This is a genomic window from Paenibacillus hunanensis, assembly GCF_034055775.1.
Classification (GTDB): Bacteria; Bacillota; Bacilli; order Paenibacillales; family Paenibacillaceae; genus Saccharibacillus; species Saccharibacillus hunanensis.
Window position 1 is genome coordinate 1935491 of the sequence record NZ_CP139194.1, and the last position, 21634, is coordinate 1957124.

Consider the following 21634-nt stretch of genomic DNA (forward strand, 5'->3'; position numbering starts at 1 on the left):
AATCAGTCATCGGAGGAATGTCTCCTGAATGGCTTGAGTTTTGCCGGGTATCGTTATTAATTTTGGAAAAGAGGAATGAATATGCTGTTATCGGAGGCGTCCAAGCTGTTGATAACGTCCCGGATTCAAGGTGATCCGGCAACACAATTTTCCGGAATGGAGGTGGATTCACGAGAAGTTCAGCCGGGTGATTTGTTTATTTGCTTGCCCGGGTTGACAGTAGATGGTCATGATTTTGCAGCACAGGCGATTGATAAGGGGGCTTGTGCACTCGTCGTTGAACGAGAGCTGCCTGTTGAAGTGCCTCAATTGATTGTGTCTAGCTGTCGTCATGCGATGGCTGTGCTGGGAGATGCCTTTTATCAGCATCCTAGCCGTAGACTACGAATGATCGGAATTACAGGAACGAACGGTAAGACCACAACTTCTTATCTGATTGAGCGTATTATGAATGACAATGGTGTGAATACCGGTCTGATCGGTACGATCGAGATGCGCTATAACGGTCAGGCTGTGCCTATGCCGCGTACGACTCCAGAGGCATTGCTATTACAGCGTATGCTGGGGCAAATGGCTGATTCGGGCGTAGAAGCCTGCGTGATGGAGGTATCGTCACATGCGCTGGAGCAAGGACGTGTGAAGGGGACAGATTATCGCACAGCTATTTTTACGAATATTAGTCAGGATCATCTGGATTACCATAATACGATGGCAGACTATATTGCCGCTAAAGGGTTATTTTTTAGCCGACTTGGCAACAACTATGCAGAACCAGAGCAGCGCAAATATGCTGTTCTCAACATAGATGATCCAGCTTCTGATTATTATCGCCGCATTACAGCTGCTGACGTTATTACATATGGAGTCGAACAGCCGGCGGATGTACGTGCAACCCATATTCGCATTACATCAACTGGAACCAGCTTCCATCTGACCACCTTCCGTGGAGAAACGGATGTCACGCTGAAGATGGTAGGCACATTCAATGTATACAATGCGCTAGCTGCGATTACGGCAGCTCTGATCGAAAATGTACCGTTGGAGCATATCCGTCAAAGTCTGGAAAATATCCCGGGTGTAGACGGACGAGTGGAACTGGTTGATGCAGGACAGCCCTTTGCTGTCATTGTAGACTATGCACACACACCGGATGGATTGGACAATGTATTATCCACGATCAAGGAGTTTGCTGAGCAGCGCATTCTGACTGTATTTGGGTGTGGTGGCGATCGGGATCGCACGAAGCGTCCACTGATGGGCAAGGTTGCCGCGAAGTACAGTGATTATACATTTATCACATCCGATAATCCGCGCACGGAAGATCCTGAATTTATTCTCACCGAAATTGAAGCAGGACTCAAAGAAGATCGTATTGAGATTGACCGCTATGAGCTGATTGTGGATCGCCGTACCGCAATTCAAAAAGCGGTTGAAATGGCGCAGCCAGGCGATGTACTATTGATTGCGGGCAAAGGCCATGAAACGTATCAGGTCATCGGAAAAGAAACGATTGATTTTGATGATAGGCTGGTAGCCAAAGAAGCGATAAGGGGTCTTTTGAAGTGATAAAAATGACGATTGGGCGCATTGCAGAGATGTGCGGCGGAGAGCTGAACGGAGCTGCCGAAGCGGTCTGCCACGGAGTAGTGATTGATTCACGTCAGGTGTACGAGAATTGCTTATTTATACCGATTATTGGCGAACGCGTTGATGGTCATGATTTTGTAGCCGATGTGCTGTCCAAAGGAGCATCAGCTGCACTGTGGCAGCGTGACCGTGGCGAAGCGCCAGCAGGCAATATTATTATTGTAGACAATACATTAGTTGCATTACAGCAGTTAGCTAAAGTGTACTTGCAGCAATGTCATCCTCAGGTAGTCGGTATTACGGGCTCCAATGGTAAAACAACGACTAAGGACATGGTAGCAGCGTTACTGGGACAGGCATACCGGGTGCATCGGACTGCCGGTAACTTTAACAGTCATATCGGACTGCCATTAACGATATTATCTATGCCTGCCGATACGGAAATGTTGATTTTGGAAATGGGAATGAGAGCTAGAGGTGAAATTGAATTTCTGTCTCAGCTTGCCGAGCCGGATACGGTCGTGATTACGAATATCGGTGAATCTCATCTCGAACAGCTGGGCAGCCGTGAGGAAATCGCCAGAGCCAAGCTGGAAATTACAGCGGGTCTGAAGCGGAATGGATTGTTTATTTATCCGGGAGATGAACCTCTACTGCAGCAAATATTGATAGAACCTGAATTTTTGAATCTATCCGATGTGACTTTTCAAACATTTGGTTTGGAGCAAAGTAATGATCTGCATCCAATCGGCATTATGAATCAAGGGCAACATACGATATTTACTACACCACGTTATCCTGACATCGTATGGACACTGCCATTACCAGGACTTCATAATGTTAGTAATGCGATGGCAGCGATGCTGGTAGCAGAGCATTACGGTGTCACGCCATCTCAGATTCAAAATGGATTTTCAGGCCTTCGTCTCACGGGTATGCGGATTGAGATGACACTCGGACTCGACGGAACGATGCTACTGAATGATGCTTATAATGCCAGTCCTTCTTCTATGAAAGCGGCAATTGATGTGCTGGATCAGATGAAAGGTTACTCGCGCAAGTTGGCGGTATTAGGCGATATGCTGGAGCTTGGACAGGATGAGGAACATTATCATCAGCAAATCGGTGACTATATCGCTGGCAAAGTCGATTGGTTGTTCACTTATGGACAGCGTAGTCTGGCAATGGCTAAAGCGGCAAGTATGAGAATGTCACAGGAACGGATTCGTTCTTATCAGTCCAAACAGGAATTAATCGACGATCTGCTGGAAGTGAAAGCAAGCGGAGACGTGATTTTGTTCAAAGGGTCCCGGGGAATGAGACTGGAAGAAGTTTTACAGGCGCTGATGCCTGATTCAATAAGCAACGCAGAAGCGCTGGAGGAATAACAAAATGGATTTTCAATTATTACTATTAGCGGCAGCCGCCTCATTTATTTTATCCGTCATTGCGATGCCGATTCTGATTCCGGTCTTGCGTCGGATCAAGTTTGGACAGCAGGTTCGTAATGATGGGCCGCAAAGTCATTTGAAAAAAGCGGGAACGCCAACGATGGGCGGGATCGTCATCATTTTGGCGGCAACAGTTGTATTTATCAAATTTTCGGTCATAGATACGAATTTCTGGGTGCTGCTTACAGCAACGGTCGGTTTCGGATTGATCGGATTTTTAGACGATTATATCAAAATTGGACTTAAGCGTTCGCTAGGTCTGACAGCAAGACAAAAGCTAGTGGGACAATTGCTGTTCTCAGCCATTATCTGCTTCCTGTTGATTCATAAGGGGCATAGCACAGCGCTGAGCATTCCAGGTATGGATGTTACCTTTGACTGGGGGCCCTGGTTCTACTATCCATTCATCGTGGTGATGCTGCTGGCGATCAGTAATGCAGTTAACTTTACCGATGGGGTAGATGGTCTGCTATCTGGTGTGAGCGCCATCGCATTTGCAGCGTATGCCGTAATCGCGATTCAGATGTCTTCACCAGCAGCGGCGGTATGTGCGGCGGCGATGATCGGTGCTGTACTGGGCTTTCTCGTGTTCAATGCGCATCCAGCAAAGGTGTTCATGGGGGATATGGGTTCGCTTGGTATCGGCGGCGCGATTGGCGGTATCGCTATCGTAACAAAAAATGAATTGTTGTTCCTGATCATTGGTCTCGTATTTGTCATCGAGCTGCTATCCGTTGTGATACAGGTCGTATCGTACAAAACACGTAATGGAAAGCGCGTCTTCAAGATGGCGCCGATTCACCATCACTTTGAACTATCCGGCTGGTCAGAGTGGCGCGTTGTAACGACATTCTGGGCAGTAAGCCTGATTCTGGCTGTGATCGGAATTTATATTAGCAAGGGGTTGTCGTAATGAATGCTCCTGAAACATATCAAGGTCTGCCGGTCGTTGTAATCGGATTAGCACGTAGTGGTGTGGAAGCAGCGAAGGCACTTCACCGTCTGGGTGCGATTGTTACTGTAAATGATCTCAAGCCAAGAGAACAATCGCCAGAAGCGGCAGAGCTGGAAGAACTGGGGATTGAGGTCATTTGTGGTGGACATCCTGATGGATTGATTCATGCGGACGTTGCACTTCTTGTGAAAAATCCAGGTATTCCTTACACTGCCCCGCCGATCAAGCAGGCGCTGGAGCTTGGACTGGAAATCATTACTGAGGTCGAGCTTGCGTATAAGCTGTCCGACATTCCAATGATCGGTATTACCGGATCGAATGGTAAAACGACAACCACTACCTGGGTTGGCAAAATGCTAGAAGCGAGCAATCTACATCCGATTGTTGGTGGGAATATCGGTATTCCGCTCTGTCAAGCGGTTGCCGAAGCTGATCCAGCTGTAAAGCCAACGATTGTTGCAGAGCTAAGCAGCTTTCAGCTGAAAGGCACACAGGACTTTAGACCACGCATCGCCTGTCTGCTAAATGTCGCCGAGACCCATCTTGATTATCATGGCTCGATGGATGATTATGTGGAATCCAAACGCAAAATTTTTGCCAATCAGACTACTGGCGATACAGCCGTTTTAAACTGGGATGACAGCTATTGCCGTAGCATTATTCCATATATGGAAGCCGAGCATATTGTTCCGTTTTCCATTTACGAGGAGCTGGGGGCAAGCATCACTGCCGCATCGGCTAGTGCAAAAGCTCCTGCTGCTGCACTGTATGTAACGCCTTCTTTTATCGAAGGTGTCGAAGATGAGCTAGAGCGTACAATCATGTATACCGATGGACAAACGGAAATTGCGATCATCCCTGTACATGAGCTGGGCATTCCTGGACGTTATAATGTAGCGAACGCACTGGCTGCTTGTGCGATGGCAATCGCCGCTGGCTGTAAGCCGGAAGCGCTGGCTGAGCCATTACGCGCATTCCGCGGTGTTGAGCATCGACTGGAATATGTGCGTCAGCATGATGGAGTAGATTACTATAACAATTCCAAAGCGACCAACGCGAGAGCAACGATAATGGCGCTATCAGCATTTCAGGATCAGGACATCGTCCTGATTGCAGGTGGATTGGATCGTGGCTCAGATTATATGGAGCTGATGCCTACCTTCCAGAGTGGAGTTAAAGGAATCGTGCTGCTTGGACAAACGCGCCATAAGCTAGCACAGGTTGCCGAGCTCGCTGGCATTGCGGATATTGCAGTAATCGATGAAGCTGAAGACACAGTCGCCGCCATCGAAGCCGCAGTCGTGGCTGCAAGCAAGATGGCAAGTAAGGGTGATATTGTGCTATTATCTCCAGCATGTGCAAGCTGGGACATGTTCACATCGTATGAAGTACGCGGTGACCAGTTTAAAGCCGCAGTGCACAAGCTGTAAGACACATTGGCAGACCAGGATGTATCAGGGCAAATAGGCATGTAATAAACGGCTTAGCTTCTCTCCTGATCCGTCTTATCTTATATACCATAGCTTCAGAGTTGTGATGAGGGATATACCATTCCATTTCGAAAGGGGGTTCGATTATGCGAATTATTTTAACCGGAGGCGGTACAGGTGGGCATATCTATCCTGCGCTGGCGATTGCTGAGCAATGCAGAGAGCAGGGCATCAAAGCTGAATTTCTGTATATCGGCGGTAAACGGGGATTGGAAACGAAAATTGTGCCTGAGGCCAAAATTCGTTTTGAATCCATCGACATTACCGGATTCCGAAGGAGTCTGTTTTCGCTTGAAAATATTAGAACGATTAATCGCTTCATTCAGGGTGTGAAAATTTCGAAAAAGCTCATCCGCGAATTTCGCCCTGATATTGTGATCGGTACAGGTGGTTATGTATGCGGGCCTGTCGTGTATGCGGCAGCCAAGCTAGGCATTCCTACTCTAGTGCATGAGCAAAATGCGATTCCAGGCTTAACGAATTTATTTTTAAGTGGTTATGCCAATACGGTAGCGGTAAGCTTTGAGGATGCATTGCCTCGCTTCAGGCGCGCCAAGCGTGTACTATTTACCGGTAATCCGCGTGCCACGATGGTTCAGCATGCTGACCGTGAACGTGGGCTTGCCTCACTAGGACTGCCTGCTGATGCACAGATTGTGCTGATGGTTGGCGGTAGCCGCGGTGCCAGAGCGCTCGTAGAGGCGATGGTACAGGCTGCACCACTGCTAGAGCAAAAGCCGGATGTTCATTACGTATTTGTGACCGGTGAAATTTATTATGATGAGATCTATGAGCGTATTGAGGAAGCGGTTGAGACCATTCCGACGAATCTGCACGTACTTCCCTATATTCCTAATATGCCGGAGGTGCTAGCAGCGACATCGCTGTTAATCGGTCGTGCAGGTGCCTCATCACTGGCGGAGATTACGTCGCTGGGCACACCGTCCATCTTGATTCCATCTCCCAATGTAACCAACAATCATCAGGAGGCGAATGCGCTAGCTTTGAAAAAAGCCGGTGCAGCCGAGATGCTGTTGGAGCGTGATCTGAGCGGACAATCGCTCGTCACTATTGTAGATCGCATCATGAATAATGAGCAGGAGCGCAAGCGAATGTCCGAAGCTTCATCGGCGCTAGGAACGCCACAATCTGCATTCCTGTTGCTAGAGGAAATGCAGCGTCTGATCGCTGAAAAGAAAGCAGACAAGCACTGAGCAGAGCCTCTACGGAGCATGATCGTGCTTACCGATGAACGGCAGCAAGGGGCTGCACATCTGTCGAGTGAACCGAAATACGAATTACTGGAGAACTGCCATGCCTAAGCAAAAATTGATTGTATTACCGAAAAATGAACCTTCTGCCCAGACCGGACCGTCCTCCAAACGTAGACGAGGCTTTAGCCCCCGCACCAGGTGGATTGTCATCCTGAGCATTTTGTTTGTTGTTGCGCTGGGTATCGTATTCTGGTTTTCGCCGATCGGCAAAATATCGCAGATTACGTTTACCGGCAATGCTTTTACCTCCAAAGAGGATTTGTTATCCGTGACACGGCTTGCCAAAGGGGATGCCTTTTATGGAACCTCGGCAGCGACGATCAAATCCAGATTAAAAACGATTCCTGCAATTGAGGATGCGACGATCACGAAGGAATTTCCGGGCAAAATCGATATTCATATTACCGAATATCCGGTTGTTGCCTATGAACTGGCTACATCTGGCGAGCTAACGGCTATTTTGCAGAACGGTTCCTCCGTACGTGCAGATGATCGCGGCGTCGCTGTAGAGAAGCCTGTGCTTACCCAGTGGGCGGATTACCAGAAAGAAAAGGTAGCGCTGTGCAAGGTGCTGGGCACGATTCCAAATGAGCTAACATCAGACATATCAGAAATTATGCCATCGCCAACCCCATCATTTCCCGATCGTATTATGATCTATACGCGTTCTCAGTTTGAGGTCATTACGAGCATTTCACTGCTGGCAGACAAGGTCGAGTATTTGAATCAGGTCATCGAGACACAGCCGCCGGGTATTATCACGATGCTAGAGGCTGATTCATACACACCATTTGTGCCACAGGACGCGGAAAGCGAAGCAGACGGTACAGGAACACAATGATAGGCATAGCGGTTCTGTTCGTGATGTAAATGCTGCTTGTAAGCATCAATTTGCCTGTAATCGCGCTGGATATGATGTCGGCACTTTCTGTGTAGCCGGAAAAATGCTAGAATAAGTTTGGCAGATATTAAAGTTTTGTAAACTTTGAATCCCATATGGTTCAGCCGTGAATGTGTAACGGTACAATCGTTCTTTTTTCTTTAAACTTTTACAGCTTCATAGGGAATCTAAAGTTAACAACAGATATTAAAAAGTTTGCAGAAAAAAGAGGGAAAGTATGGACCATGTTGAATACTACTGTAGAGAGCAATATTAAAAAATGTTTTTCGGAAATTGAATTTCCAGTTCGATTAAATAGGTCGAAATTAAGGAAATTCGCCATTTTATGGAATTTGCAGGAGGTGCCAGGGGCTTGAGCAACAATGACATCATTGTTAGTTTGGACATCGGTACATCCAAAGTTCGTGCTATTATCGGGGAAATTAACAATGGAACCTTTAATATTATTGGAGTTGGATCTGCCGACTCGGAAGGGATTCGCAAAGGTGCAATCGTGGATATTGACCAGACTGTGCAATCCATCCGAAATGCAGTTGATCATGCTGAGCGTATGGTCGGCATTCAAATATCTGAAGTAATCGTGGGTATTTCCGGAAATCATATCGGACTTCAAACGAGCCATGGAGTTGTAGCCGTATCCAACGAAGATCGTGAAATTGGCGAAGAGGATATCGAACGGGTGCTGAAGGCGGCAGAAGTAATTGCACTTCCTCCTGAACGTGAAATTATCGATGTTGTCGCCAAGCAGTATGTTGTGGATGGACTGGAAGGAATTCAGGACCCACGCGGAATGATCGGCGTACGACTGGAAGTAGAAGCTACCATCATCACTGGCGCTAAAACCTCTATTCACAATTTACTTCGCTGTGTGGAAAAAGCAGATCTGCATATTAAGGATCTGGTGTTAATCTCTCTTGGTGCAGGTCAGCTGGCTCTATCCAAGGATGAAAAGACGATGGGTGCTGTACTTGTAGATATCGGCGCAGGCTCATCCACAATCGCGGTATTCGAGGAAGGAGCGCTTAAAGCAACATCCACGTTGCCGATTGGCGGCGAGTTCGTCACGAATGATATCGCATACGGACTTCGTACTCTGACGGAGAATGCCGAAAAGGTGAAGCTGAAATATGGCTGTGCACTCGTTGAAGAAGCAGCGGCAGATGTCGTTTTCAAGGTACAGCGTATCGGTAGTAATGTCGATAAGGAGTTTACCCAGCAAGATCTGGCTGCTATTATTGAGCCGCGTGTACAGGAAATCTTCGAGCTGATTCGTCAGGAAGTTGTACGGCTCGGTTACCATGAGCTTCCTGGTGGTTATATACTCACAGGAGGTACAGTTTCGATGCCGGGCGTGCTTGAGATCGCTCGCGAGGAGCTGGCAGCTTCTGTACGGGTAGCAGTTCCTGATTATATCGGTGTACGCGATCCTGCTTATACAAGCGGAGTAGGCATTTTGTATAATGTAATCCGTAATATTCGCGGTGGCGGCAGTACGGCTGGTGCAAGCAAAAAAGCACCTGCACGCAACAAGGCCGCATCGACCCCGGAGAGCAGCGCAAAACCGGGCTTGATTGAACGGCTCAAAAACATGTTCAGTGAATTTATCTGATGAAGTTTATTCTAGCTGGAAAAGAGCCATTCATGGACATTGAGGGGGAGATGGGATAGATGTTGGAATTCGATTTTGAAATGGAAAGCCTGGCCCAGATTAAGGTCATCGGCGTAGGTGGCGGCGGAAGCAATGCCGTGAACCGTATGATCGAAAATGGTGTACAAGGCGTGGAATTTATAACGGTAAATACAGATGCACAGGCACTGCATCTGGCGAAATCCGAGCATAAGCTGCAAATCGGTGATAAGCTGACTCGTGGACTTGGCGCTGGCGCTAATCCTGAAGTGGGTAAAAAAGCAGCTGAGGAATCTCGCGATCTGATCAGCAACACACTGAAAGGTGCAGATATGGTATTCGTTACCGCTGGTATGGGTGGCGGTACAGGTACAGGGGCTGCTCCAGTGATTGCTGAGATTGCTAGAGAATGCGGCGCGCTGACTGTGGGCGTAGTAACTCGTCCATTTACCTTTGAAGGACGCAAACGCTTCTCCCATGCAGAGCAGGGCATCGAAGCATTGAAGGAAAAAGTAGACACACTGATCGTGATTCCAAACGATCGTTTGCTCGAAATCGTCGACAAAAAGACGCCGATGCTGGAAGCATTCCGTGAAGCGGATAATGTACTGCGTCAAGCGGTTCAGGGTATTTCTGACCTGATCGCTGTACCGGGACTAATCAACCTTGACTTTGCCGATGTAAAAACAATCATGACTGAGCGTGGCTCTGCATTGATGGGTATCGGTGAAGCAACAGGGGAGAACCGTGCAGCTGAAGCAGCACGTAAAGCGATTATGAGCCCACTGCTTGAAACCTCGATTGAGGGTGCACGCGGTGTGATCATGAACATCACAGGGGGTACGAACCTGTCCCTGTACGAAGTAAATGAAGCGGCTGAGATCGTAACAAGCGCTTCCGATCCAGAAGTGAATATGATCTTCGGTGCGATTATCGACGAGAACCTGAAGGAAGAAATTAAGGTAACCGTCATCGCCACTGGATTTGAGCATAAGCCTGCACAGCCGTTGCAGCCTGCACGCCGTCCAGCAGCAAGCCAGCAGCCACAAAGCTCCAGCGAGCCTGTTGAAGAAAAAGCGCCTAATCCGCGCCAATTCAACAACAATCAGCAGCAGCCAAGCGGCGATCAATTGGACATTCCGACCTTCCTGCGTAATCGTTCCCGTCATAAAAACGACTAGAACCTTGCCTGCGCAGGGCATTACAGGTTACGATAAAAGGACTTGTTTTCTGCGGAAAACAGGTCCTTTTTGTTTTGACATATAGGTGCAAGCTGGCAGAATATGCTACAGTAATAAATACAGCTATTAAAAAAGATGCGCAGCGTCATCGCATGATGACAATGCCAGGTTTAGTTGTATTTTGATGTACTAACAAGGAATGATGAGCGGACGGGCTCATTGAACATAACGATAGATCATCAGGATAGCGAGGTGTAAGATGGAGCCGTTTCAAAGTAATTGGCAAACAGGCGTAACGGAGCAGCGTCCAGAGCTGTTTCTGCTAAGCGGTAAGGAATGGAGCGATGGAATTAGTGCTGGCTTTACCGGAAGGCGTGGAGGCATCAGCAAGGCGCCATATGACTCCTTTAACCTTGCTTATCATGTAGAGGATCAGCCAGAGGATGTACTGGAGAATCGACGCTTGCTATGTCAGCAGCTTGGCTTTGATCCCAAAGGCTGGGTGTGCGGTGAGCAGGTACATAGCAACCATATTGCCTGTGTGACGGCAGAGGATGCAGGCAAGGGCTGGGCAGATCGAGCAAGTGCCTTTCAGGATACAGATGGCTTAATTACCGATGTACCGGGCATACTGCTGACTTCCTTTTACGCAGATTGTGTGCCATTATATTTTATAGACCCTGTTCGGCGTGTTGTTGGGCTTGCTCATGCAGGCTGGAAAGGCACAGTCGCTGATATTGCAGGTGAGATGATTCGCACGATGGAGCGTCAATATGGCAGTCAAGCTGCTGATCTGCGTGCAGCGATCGGGCCATCGATCGGGATGGGGCAATATGAAGTCGATAAGCGCGTCATGGAGCATGTCGATGTTTGGACAAGCAGGCTTGAGGGTAATGGACAATTGCCTACATATGCAAAATCCGGCGCTCCGGGCAAAACGTGGCTTGATTTAAAACAATTAAACCGTGAATTGATGATTTTTGCAGGAATACAGCCTCAGCATATCGAAGTTAGTCAGTGGTGTACGCACGAACGCCATGATCTATTCTTTTCTTATCGTGCAGATGGTGGTCGTACAGGCCGCATGGCAAGCTGGGCTGGTATAGAAACGGAGTGACTACAGATTGGGATTGCAGGAACGAATCGCTCAAGTAGAGCAGCGCATCCAAGCCGCTTGTGAGCGCAGTGGACGCCAGGTAAGTGACGTACAGATGGTAGCCGTAACGAAATATGTATCGACCGAGAAAACGGGTCAGGTGCTGGATGCGGGACTGATCCATCTGGGCGAAAATCGCTGGCAAAATGCGAAGGATAAATGGGAAGCGTTGCATGAACGTGGAGTATGGCATTTTATCGGACATTTGCAGACAAACAAGGTCAAGGATGTTATCGGCAAGTTTGAATATATTCATTCGTTGGATCGATTATCGTTAGCGAAGGAGCTGGAGAAAAAAGCAGCCGAGCTGGAGCTGATCGTGAAGGTGTTTGTACAGATTAATGTATCGGGTGAGGAATCCAAGTATGGTCTTGCGCCAGAAGCGGTAGAGGACTTTTTCCAAGCCTTACAGCAGATGCCGCATCTGAAGGTGGTTGGTCTGATGACGATGGCGCCTGAGGTGGACGAGCCAGAACAGACGCGTCCGGTATTCAGAGAGTTGCGCGAGCTGAGAGATCGGCTTAATACGTTTGGATTAACGGTAGAGCCGATCAAGCATCTGTCGATGGGCATGTCGGGTGATTTTGAGATTGCTGTTGAGGAAGGGGCGACATTTGTACGCCTCGGCTCGATCCTGGTTGGCAAAGAGGAGGATTAACGATGGGTGTAATGAATCGGTTTATGAATTTTCTCGGGCTTCAGGAGGAAGAGGAAGTTGTAGAACGCGAGCAGATTATCGAAGAAGAAGTCGATTCTCGTGAAACTTCTCCTGCGGATGCACGTAGAAACAGTAGAGCCAATAATGTCGTCAGTATTCATTCACAGAAAAATGTCAAAGTCATTTTGAACGAGCCGCGCAGCTATGATGAAGCTCAGGACATTGCAGATCATCTGCGTTCGCATCGCTCGGTGATCGTCAATTTGCAGCGTGTTCGTAATGATCAGGCGCTGCGTATTATCGATTTTATGAGCGGTACAGTCTATGCACTGGGTGGTAGCATTTCCAAGATCGGCGGCAACATTTTCCTGTGTACACCGGATACAGTCGAAATCGAGGGCACAATCGCTGAGATTATGAGCGACGATTTTGATTATAACAAGATGAGGTGATCGGAAGTTGAGCGTATTTTTCGAAATTCTCGGTATTGCATACCGAATCTACATGTACATGATTATTATCTATATCCTGATGTCCTGGCTGCCTAGTGCTCGTGAGAGCTCTTTTGGTCAATTGCTGGCGCGTCTGGTTGAACCTTATCTTGCGCCTTTCCGTCGCTTTATTCCGCCAATCGGAGGCGTACTGGATATTTCGCCAATCGTCGCTCTGTTTGTATTGCAGCTGGCGTTTAGCGGATTGATTTACCTGCTGCAAACGATTTTGTTCTAATCGGGTATTCATCGTTTGCACATGTATAGAATGTGTAAGGATTCAAAGCTGAAGCACCAAGCAGACAATAGCGGGACTGTTGCTCTGCTGCATGCTTCGGCTTTTTGCTTTGGATAGGCTTTGTTTTGGGTGGGCCTTGCTTGGAATAGATGATAGCTGGGTCAACAGAAGAGGGATAGGCTAATTCGCACTCAACCCATGGGCCACCTATTCAGTCATTCAAGCTTTATATAATGATTAATTTTATCAAAGAGACAGCTGCTGAATGGAATAGATGATATAGACCAGATATCAGAGTGAAAAGTATCAGCGTAAAAGGTCATTGTACATCATCTATACAGCGGTCTGGAGGAAAGGTAGTTAGCAGGTATGAACAAAACCATTTTTAGTCATTTTCATCCAGACGAGCGAGAATTTGTGGAACGGGCAGCCGAGTGGATTGAGAATGCCGCCCATTATCATGAACAGAAGCTGACGGATTTTCTTGATCCGCGTCAGGCGTATATATTGTCCACACTGGCGGCTCGTGAGCCCGATGTGCAGATCCGACTGGAGGGTGGATCGGAGCATGCAGAGCGTAGACGTGCATTAATTGCACCGGATTATGCGGATCTATCGCAGGAAGATATGCAGCTGACGGTGCTGGAGATTACACCAGAAGGGCAACGTTTTACCGAGCTGGAGCATGGCGATTATATGGGCTCGCTGCTTGGACTGGGAATGAAGCGCGACAAGATTGGCGATATTCATGTCCTGGATGATGGCTGTCATACCGTCGTTGCTACAGAGATTGCATCGTATCTTAATTTGAATATGAATCAGGTACACAGACTACATGTGATGACCAGTCTATTACCGATTGAGCAATTACGTGCCGCTAAGCAGGAGCTGCAAACGATGGAGCTATCTGTCGCTTCGATGCGACTGGATGGTATCGCCAGCGATGTGTATCGACTAAGTCGCAGTAAAATACTCGTACCGATCAAGGCTGGGCGTTGTAAGGTCAACTGGAAGCCAGAGGAAGATCCTTCTCATGCGCTCAAAGAAGGCGATGTAGTATCGGTACAGGGAATGGGACGCTTCAAGGTGCTGGAGCTGGAAGGTATTACAAAAAAAGGCCGTTACCGCGTGAAAATCGGGAAATTCGTGTAAGCGTCGGCAGGAATATAACGAGGCGATGCTGAATATATAAAAGAGCCCGTGTTGTTTCAATGGAACCACATATCGGTGTATATACAAAAGGATCGCGGCATGCGTCCAGCTGATTCCGTATGGTCGATACGATGTCGTTCAGGCACGGTCTGGCGGTATATATAGGAATACGGGCTTCACAATAGGCGGCATGCTGCCGATATCGTTATCATGTTATTCATTTCGGTAGTAAGCTAGTGTTCAACGATGCTGAAATACAGTATGATAACAATACAAAAGGCAATTCAACGGCCTAATATCATAGGAGGTGTCTATCCATGCCATTAACCCCGCTGGATATACATAATAAGGAATTTTCGCGTCGGCTGCGTGGTTATGACGAAGATGAAGTGAATGAGTTTCTCGATCAGGTAATCAAGGATTATGAGGGACTGATTCGCGAAAACAAGGATTTGCAAAATCAGCTGCTTGCTGTGCAGGAGCGTCTGGATCATTTTGCGAATCTGGAGGAGACACTGAGTAAAACGATCATCGTTGCTCAGGAAGCAGCGGATGAGGTGAAGAACAACGCCAAGAAGGAAGCGCAGCTCATTATTAAAGAATCCGAGAAAAATGCGGATCGTATTATTAATGAGTCGCTGTCGAAGGCGCGCAAGGTGTCGATGGAAGTGGAAGAGCTTAAAAAGCAGGCTTCGATCTATCGTACTCGTTTCCGGACACTGGTTGAGGCACAGCTGGAGCTGCTCAGTCAGGACGGCTGGGACGCATTGGAAAATCAAACTCGCGAGCTGGAGCGTACAAGCAGTGAGCGTCAGGAGCGCAATGAGCGCGACCGTGAGCAGTGGAATCGTGAACGTCAGGACGAGCGCGAGCCGGAAGAAAATCGTTCGGTAAGTGGCGATCTCTACTAAGCGGCTACATGATGCAGGATCACCTCGTTCCACGGTAGCTGATCCGGTGATGCCACGTTGGAGCTGAGGGATGAAGGATAGCGAATCTATTTATACAGCCCTATGGCAAATGGTTGACATTTTGCAGAGGAAGCGATATAAATATTTTATGACCATGACGTTTTTTTGGAAGGCGTCACTTCGAAACGACTCGGTAACAGGAGCTTGCTTCTGCACCGTAGTATAGTTGCATACATTCTGTGATGGGGCCAGTACAGGCTATGATCGTTTGTAGAGAGTTGGCGGTTGGTGCAAGCCAATAAACGACGAGCTATGGAAAATCTCCCCGGAGAAGCGCGGCTGAACCTATTCAGTAAGCCAAGCCGGATTGCCTGCCGTTATCAGGGCGCCGCATGAATCGTGCGGGCATAAGTGTCATTATGATAGGAAGAATACGTCTGTGTAGCAGAACGGAATTCTTAACCTATTGTGATGAAACAAGGGTGGTAACGCGAGCAACCTCGTCCCTTTCCAGGGACGGGGTTTTTTTGACGTTTTGGCTAGTGATCAGACAGCTGATGCATAAGGGGAATCGGATGGCGAAAGCGATCCTGCTGCACGGACAGATTCATCATGGTTCGAATTGGAGAAAGGATGGGGAAACATGCAAAGAGTAGATGTGAAAGAGAAAGCACGTGCACGCGATTTGCGCATGCTGAACAAATGGAAAGAGGAGCGTACATTCCAGCGCTCCATCGAGAGCCGCGAAGGCAAACCGAACTTTGTTTTTTATGAAGGCCCGCCAACAGCGAACGGAAAGCCGCATATCGGTCACGTACTGGGTCGTGTAATCAAAGACTTTATCGGTCGTTATAACACGATGAAGGGCTATCGCGTTGTACGTAAAGCAGGCTGGGATACACACGGTCTGCCTGTTGAGCTCGGTGTACAGAAAAAGCTCGGTATCTCGCACAAATGGGAGATCGAGGATTATGGCGTTGAGAAATTCATCAACGAATGCAAAGCAAGTGTATTTGAATATGAACAGCAGTGGCGCGATCTGACAGAAGCAATCGGCTACTGGACAGATATGGATCATCCGTATATCACACTGAACAATGGCTATATTGAGAGTGTATGGAACATCCTCGCAACGATTCATGATAAAGGGCTCATGTATCGCGGTCACCGCGTAAGCCCATATTGTCCTTCCTGCCAGACGACACTGAGCTCGCACGAAGTTGCACAGGGCTACAAAGACGTGAAAGACCTGAGTGCGACTGCAAAGTTCAAGCTGCATAGTAGCGGCGAATTCGTACTGGCATGGACGACGACTCCTTGGACATTGCCGTCTCACGTTGCACTGGCGGTGAACCCGGACATGGAATACGCACGTGTACGTCAAAATGGCGAAGTGTACATCGTTGCGAAAAACCTTGTTGAAAAAGTAATGGAGCCGATCAAAGCCGAGTATGAAGTGCTCAGCACACTGCCAGGTTCTGAGCTGGTAGGTCAAACTTATGATGCTCCATTCAACTATATCCAGGCAGAGAAAACCAATATCGTGCTGGGTGCAAGCTTCGTTACCGATGCAAGTGGTACAGGTATCGTTCACATGGCACCTGCACACGGTGAAGATGACTATCGTGTATGTCGTGAGAATGGCATCAGTTTCGTCAATCTGGTTGATCTGGAAGGTAAATTCGTACCGCAGGTCACTGATTTTGCTGGACGCTTTGTCAAAGACTGCGATGTAGACATCATCAAGTATCTGTCGGAGCATGGCACACTGTTCAGCAAAGAGCGTTATGAGCACAGCTATCCATTCTGCTGGCGTTGTGATACACCGCTGCTCTACTATGCAATGGACAGCTGGTTTATCCAGACTACAGCAATCAAGGATCAGCTGATTGCCAACAACAACGATGTTACCTGGTATCCAGGTCATGTTCGTGAAGGACGCTTCGGTAAATTCCTTGAGGATCTGGTCGACTGGAATATCAGCCGTGATCGTTACTGGGGTACACCGCTTAACGTATGGGTATGCGAAGAGACGGGCGAGCAATTCGCACCGCATAGCATTGCCGAGCTGCGTGAGCGCGCAATTGGTGACGTGCCAGAGGATCTGGAGCTGCACAAGCCTTATGTAGATGAAGTCAAAGTACGTAGCTCCTGCGGACAGTACGAAATGAAACGTACACCAGAGGTCATTGACGTCTGGTTCGATAGCGGCTCGATGCCTTTCGCTCAACAGCACTATCCATTTGAAAATGAAGATGTGTTCAAGCAGCAATACCCTGCTGATATGATCTGCGAAGGGATTGACCAGACGCGTGGCTGGTTCTACAGTCTGCTTGCGGTATCTACATTGCTGACAGGACAAGCGCCGTATAAAGCAGTTATGGCAACCGGACACGTACTCGACGAAAACGGTCAAAAAATGTCCAAATCCAAAGGGAATGTTATCGATCCGTGGGAAGTCATCGAAGAGTATGGCACCGATGCATTCCGCTGGGCGCTCCTGTCTGACAGCGCCCCTTGGAACAGCAAGCGTTTCTCCAAAGGGATTGTTGGTGAAGCGAAGTCCAAGCTTGTGGATACACTCGTGAACACACATGCGTTCCTGACGCTGTATGCGACGATCGATGGCTTTGACCCGGCGGAGCATCCATTCCAGCCATCTGAGCACAAGCTGGATCGCTGGATCGTTTCCCGTCTGAACAGCTTGATCATTGTTGTTGACAAGGCACTTGCGGTAAATGATTATCTGAACTCATCCAAAGCAATCGAAGCATTTGTTGATGAGCTGAGTAACTGGTATATCCGTCGTTCCCGTGATCGCTTCTGGGGTGCAGGCTTGACGGAAGACAAGCTGGATGCGTATCGTACGCTGACCGAGGTGCTGCTCACTACAGCGAAGCTGCTGGCACCATTTACACCAATGCTGGCAGAAGATATCTATCTGAACCTGAGCAATGGTGAGAGCGTGCATATGGATGATTATCCAGTTGCCAATGAAGCATTGATCGATGCGGAGCTGGAGCGCGATATGGAAACAGCTCGCCGTATCGTTGAGCTGGCACGTAACGTACGTAATGAAACAGGAATCAAAAACCGTCAGCCGCTGTCCGAGCTGATCGTATCGCTCGATAAAGACTTTGATCTGGCAAGCTATGAAGAGATCATCAAGGACGAGATCAATGTGAAGGGCATCCGTACTGAGCATGATGATGCGGGCTTTGTTGATTTTAGCTTCAAGCTGAACCTGAAAGTAGCGGGTAAAAAGTACGGCAAAAATGTCGGTTTCCTGCAAAACTTCTTCAAAGAGATGACAGCGGAAGAGACACGCCATGTTGTACAAGCAGGCGTGCTGAACGTAACTTCGCCAGAAGGTGAAGAACTGCATGTCACAAGCGAAGAGCTGCTGGTGGAGAAAAAGGCGAAATCCGGCTTTGCATCCGCATCCGGTTACGGTCTGACTGTAGCGCTGAATACCGATATCACACCAGAGCTGGAGCAAGAGGGCTGGGTGCGTGAGGTTGTCCGTACGGTACAGGATTATCGTAAAAAGCTGGATCTGCCAATCGAGAAATACGTTCATCTGACGCTGAATGTGAGCGATGAGCTGCGCGCAGCGATCGAGGCATTTGATAGCGTTCTGCGTGAAAATGTACTCGTTACCGATGTGACCTTCGGTGAAGTAGAAGGTATGGAGCAAGTCGAGCTGGTAGGTCAAAAAGCGGGTATTCACGTTTCTTGATTGAATTGTAGTAAGTGATATGGAAAGTGATAGAGCGCAGGGATTCAAAATGAAATGATTTAAAATGAAGTAAAGCAAGCTAAACCATGAGGTGGCTAGTTATTTCTAATGTAATCCATTGGATGATTTAGAAATAAATTAGCCAGCTGCTGCTGAGCCTGTCGTTGTCCTTGTATCCATCAAGTCGTATGGATGCTGGATGACGGCAGGTTTTTTATATATCTTATTCAGCTTGTGTAGAAGTACAGGGTATAATAAGACAAAGAGGATTTGATCTATACATAATTTTGCAGAGAAAGAGAAAGAGAAAGAGAAAGAGAAAGAGAAAGAGAACTATACAGACACAGAGATAGTGGTAGATATACAAATGAAATTCACCAAATAGCGTCATTATAAATTTTCCATAAGGAGGTTATAGTCATGGCTATTACATATCGAGAGACATGGGAATTAAAGCGTAGGATCGAGGGACTGACCATCGAAAAACAGGATTTTACGCTGATCGACCTGAATGCGCCGATTTGTACAGCGGTGCATTTCATCAATTGTATTTTTGATCGGACTCGTTTTGGAGATGCCCGTTTGTATGGATGTGATTTTACGAATTGTCAGTTTAAACGGGTCGATCTGACGGAGGCTACGATTGGTGCGCATGGAGGTGTCTTCACAAGCTGTATATTTGATACATGTAATTTTCGTAAAGGATATTTTTATCGACCTGAATTTGTGGAGTGCCGATTTCAACAGTGCAAGCTGAATCAGATTGACTTTAAAGCCAGCTCGTTTGCGCATTGCCAATTTATCGGCAAATTGAAGGACGTTACATTTCATGGGAAGTATAATAGTGATTTGACAGTGGGAGCTAAGCCTAACAGGATGCACAATGTTGATTTTTCGGAAGCGATTTTGCAGGAGGTAGATTTTCGAGATTGTCAGCTGGATACGTGTACTTTGCCTGATAATACAAAGCTTCATCATACATGAGGTATAGTGTGTAAGAAATATATTTTGGGAGTGGGAGTTCATCCTTAACATGCTTCGTTCAATAGACGCACTCTGCCCCCTATGCTACAATAAGAAAAGCTGTGTTTACGATGCAATCGGACAGAATGTAGTGCGCTCCGCTGCCGCCAGCACAGGGATTGAACAAACAGGGTGGAGGATGAACGTGATCTATTATGTAATTGCGCTCGTGGCTATTATTATCGACCAGATCAGTAAATATTTCGTGGCAACGCGGATGGAGCTGAGAGAGCAAATTCCGGTGATTGGCGACTTTTTTATGATTACATCGCACCGGAATCAGGGAGCAGCTTTTGGTATTTTGCAAAATCAGCGCTGGTTTTTCATTGTTATTACGATTGCAGTTGTTGTTGCGCTCGTATGGTACATTCAAAAGGTAAAATCTCGGCCGGATAAGCTGCTGCCTGTTGCATTATCGCTTGTGCTGGGTGGAGCGATCGGTAACTTTATAGATCGTGCACGTATGGGAGAGGTCGTTGATTTCTTTCAGTTTAATTTTGGCAGCTACACCTTCCCGATCTTCAACGTTGCAGATTCATGCATCGTGGTCGGGGTGGCATTAATCATTCTGGACGCGATCATCGATATGCGTCGTGAGAAGAAGTAGTATGCCCGCAGGAAAGAGGAGAAGAACAATTGAGTAATCATGAAAAAGAACAAGAACGTGCATCGCACGTAGAGGAACAGGAAAGCCAGCTGCTGGATTCGGCACTGGTAGATGATCTGTCCGATGAAGACGATACGGAGCTAGAGACACTGGAATGGACAGTGGATGCAGAGGATGCGAAGGCGCGTATTGATAAATACATTACCGATCGTATGCCAGAGGGCATTTCCCGTTCGCAGATTCAAGGCTGGATCGCCGATCAGCATGTGATGGTCAATGGACAACCCGTAAAGGCGAATCGCAAGCTTGCTGAGGGTGAGCAGGTAGTTGTGCGTGTTCCTGGCCCTTCCGCTACAGAGCTGCAACCTGAAAATATTCCACTCGATATCGTTTATGAGGATTCCGACTTGATCGTGATCAACAAGCCGAGTGGGATGGTCGTGCATCCAGCGGCTGGTCATTATTCCGGTACAATGGTCAACGCATTGATGTACCATTGCACCGATCTGTCAGGCATTAATGGCGAGCTACGTCCAGGTATCGTTCACCGTATCGATAAGGATACGAGCGGTCTGCTGATGGCAGCCAAAAACGATAAAGCCCATGCATCGCTGTCTGCTCAGCTGAAAGATCACTCGGTTACACGTAAATATATCGCGCTGGTCCACGGTAATGTCGAGCATGATCACGGTACGATTGATGCGCCGATCGGACGTGCATCGCAAAACCGTAAAATGTTTACCGTAACAGAGAAAAACGGCAAGCATGCAGTTACTCATTTTGCTGTAAACGAACGCTTTGGCGATTTTACTGTAGTGGAGCTGCGTCTGGAGACTGGACGTACCCACCAGATTCGTGTGCATATGAAGTTTATCGATCATCCGCTTGTTGGTGATCCGATGTATGGACGTGTGCGTGCGAAGGCTTCATTTGTCAAAGGTCAGGCATTGCATGCAGCGGTGCTCGGATTTGTGCATCCAACAACAGGGGAGTATTTGGAATTCCATGCTCCATTGCCAGATGATATGGAACAGGAATTGTTCGCCCTGCGTAATCGCTGATATTAGATCAATTTAATATAGCTATAATGGGAAAGACCGACGATCTCAAATGAGAGAAGTCGGTCTTTTTTTGCTGTGTTCGCTGTGTATGAAATCATACAATATTCTCTATACGGATGTGATGCTCGTTCT

General features: G+C 47.7%; 18 protein-coding genes and 1 other annotated feature. All 18 genes read left to right on the forward strand.

Annotation, left to right across the window (positions count from 1 at the left end):
• Window positions 1-81 precede the first annotated feature (81 nt).
• The 18 genes from SK066_RS07825 to SK066_RS07910 all read left to right on the forward strand — a co-directional run bounded on the left by SK066_RS07825 (window position 82) and on the right by SK066_RS07910 (window position 21502).
• Window positions 82-1566 carry a UDP-N-acetylmuramoyl-L-alanyl-D-glutamate--2,6-diaminopimelate ligase gene (locus tag SK066_RS07825; RefSeq protein WP_320544262.1) on the forward strand — a complete coding sequence of 495 codons (1485 nt, stop codon included), beginning with the start codon at window positions 82-84 and terminating at the stop codon, window positions 1564-1566.
• Entirely contained in the window at window positions 1566-2975 is a 1410-nt protein-coding gene (locus SK066_RS07830) for a UDP-N-acetylmuramoyl-tripeptide--D-alanyl-D-alanine ligase (RefSeq protein ID WP_320544827.1), read from the forward strand. The genes SK066_RS07825 and SK066_RS07830 overlap by 1 nt, the downstream gene beginning before the upstream one ends.
• A gap of 4 nt (window positions 2976-2979) precedes the next feature.
• A complete protein-coding gene (gene mraY, locus SK066_RS07835) occupies window positions 2980-3951 on the forward strand; it encodes a phospho-N-acetylmuramoyl-pentapeptide-transferase (protein WP_250343609.1) in 972 nt (323 codons plus the stop codon).
• Complete coding sequence (gene murD / locus SK066_RS07840; RefSeq protein ID WP_320544263.1) at window positions 3951-5423, forward strand: UDP-N-acetylmuramoyl-L-alanine--D-glutamate ligase; 1473 nt, start codon at window positions 3951-3953, stop codon at window positions 5421-5423. Before mraY ends, murD begins: the two co-directional genes overlap by 1 nt.
• A 146-nt stretch (window positions 5424-5569) precedes the next feature.
• The gene (gene murG, locus SK066_RS07845; protein ID WP_320544264.1) at window positions 5570-6697 is read left to right on the forward strand and encodes an undecaprenyldiphospho-muramoylpentapeptide beta-N-acetylglucosaminyltransferase; all 1128 of its coding nucleotides are present in this window, start codon (window positions 5570-5572) and stop codon (window positions 6695-6697) included.
• A 100-nt stretch (window positions 6698-6797) separates the two neighbouring features.
• The gene (locus SK066_RS07850) at window positions 6798-7598 is read left to right on the forward strand and encodes a cell division protein FtsQ/DivIB (RefSeq protein WP_320544265.1); all 801 of its coding nucleotides are present in this window, start codon (window positions 6798-6800) and stop codon (window positions 7596-7598) included.
• A gap of 412 nt (window positions 7599-8010) precedes the next feature.
• Window positions 8011-9267: a cell division protein FtsA gene (gene ftsA / locus SK066_RS07855; RefSeq protein ID WP_188776396.1), complete on the forward strand. Its 1257-nt coding sequence runs from the start codon at window positions 8011-8013 to the stop codon at window positions 9265-9267.
• Window positions 9268-9326: 59 nt separating this feature from the next.
• Entirely contained in the window at window positions 9327-10466 is a 1140-nt protein-coding gene (ftsZ, locus tag SK066_RS07860; protein ID WP_188776397.1) for a cell division protein FtsZ, read from the forward strand.
• A gap of 259 nt (window positions 10467-10725) precedes the next feature.
• Window positions 10726-11583: a peptidoglycan editing factor PgeF gene (gene pgeF / locus SK066_RS07865; protein WP_320544266.1), complete on the forward strand. Its 858-nt coding sequence runs from the start codon at window positions 10726-10728 to the stop codon at window positions 11581-11583.
• Between the two features lie 7 nt (window positions 11584-11590).
• Window positions 11591-12280: a YggS family pyridoxal phosphate-dependent enzyme gene (locus tag SK066_RS07870; RefSeq protein ID WP_320544267.1), complete on the forward strand. Its 690-nt coding sequence runs from the start codon at window positions 11591-11593 to the stop codon at window positions 12278-12280.
• A gap of 2 nt (window positions 12281-12282) precedes the next feature.
• Window positions 12283-12732, forward strand: coding sequence for a cell division protein SepF (locus SK066_RS07875; RefSeq protein ID WP_188776400.1), 450 nt, complete (start codon window positions 12283-12285; stop codon window positions 12730-12732).
• Between the two features lie 52 nt (window positions 12733-12784).
• Window positions 12785-13009, forward strand: coding sequence for a YggT family protein (locus tag SK066_RS07880; protein WP_188776454.1), 225 nt, complete (start codon window positions 12785-12787; stop codon window positions 13007-13009).
• Window positions 13010-13378: 369 nt separating this feature from the next.
• Entirely contained in the window at window positions 13379-14161 is a 783-nt protein-coding gene (locus SK066_RS07885; protein WP_320544268.1) for a YlmH family RNA-binding protein, read from the forward strand.
• A 317-nt stretch (window positions 14162-14478) separates the two neighbouring features.
• Window positions 14479-15072: a DivIVA domain-containing protein gene (locus SK066_RS07890; protein ID WP_188776402.1), complete on the forward strand. Its 594-nt coding sequence runs from the start codon at window positions 14479-14481 to the stop codon at window positions 15070-15072.
• A 230-nt stretch (window positions 15073-15302) separates the two neighbouring features.
• Window positions 15303-15583: a binding site (T-box leader), on the forward strand.
• 132 nt (window positions 15584-15715) lie between these two features.
• On the forward strand, window positions 15716-18811 hold the full coding sequence (gene ileS / locus SK066_RS07895) for an isoleucine--tRNA ligase (RefSeq protein WP_320544269.1): 3096 nt from the start codon (window positions 15716-15718) through the stop codon (window positions 18809-18811).
• A 420-nt stretch (window positions 18812-19231) separates the two neighbouring features.
• Window positions 19232-19795, forward strand: a complete 564-nt coding sequence (locus SK066_RS07900) for a pentapeptide repeat-containing protein (RefSeq protein ID WP_320544270.1) — start codon at window positions 19232-19234, stop codon at window positions 19793-19795.
• Window positions 19796-19979: 184 nt separating this feature from the next.
• The gene (gene lspA / locus SK066_RS07905) at window positions 19980-20441 is read left to right on the forward strand and encodes a signal peptidase II (protein WP_188776404.1); all 462 of its coding nucleotides are present in this window, start codon (window positions 19980-19982) and stop codon (window positions 20439-20441) included.
• Window positions 20442-20530: 89 nt separating this feature from the next.
• Window positions 20531-21502: an RluA family pseudouridine synthase gene (locus SK066_RS07910; RefSeq protein ID WP_407673812.1), complete on the forward strand. Its 972-nt coding sequence runs from the start codon at window positions 20531-20533 to the stop codon at window positions 21500-21502.
• Window positions 21503-21634: the final 132 nt, after the last annotated feature.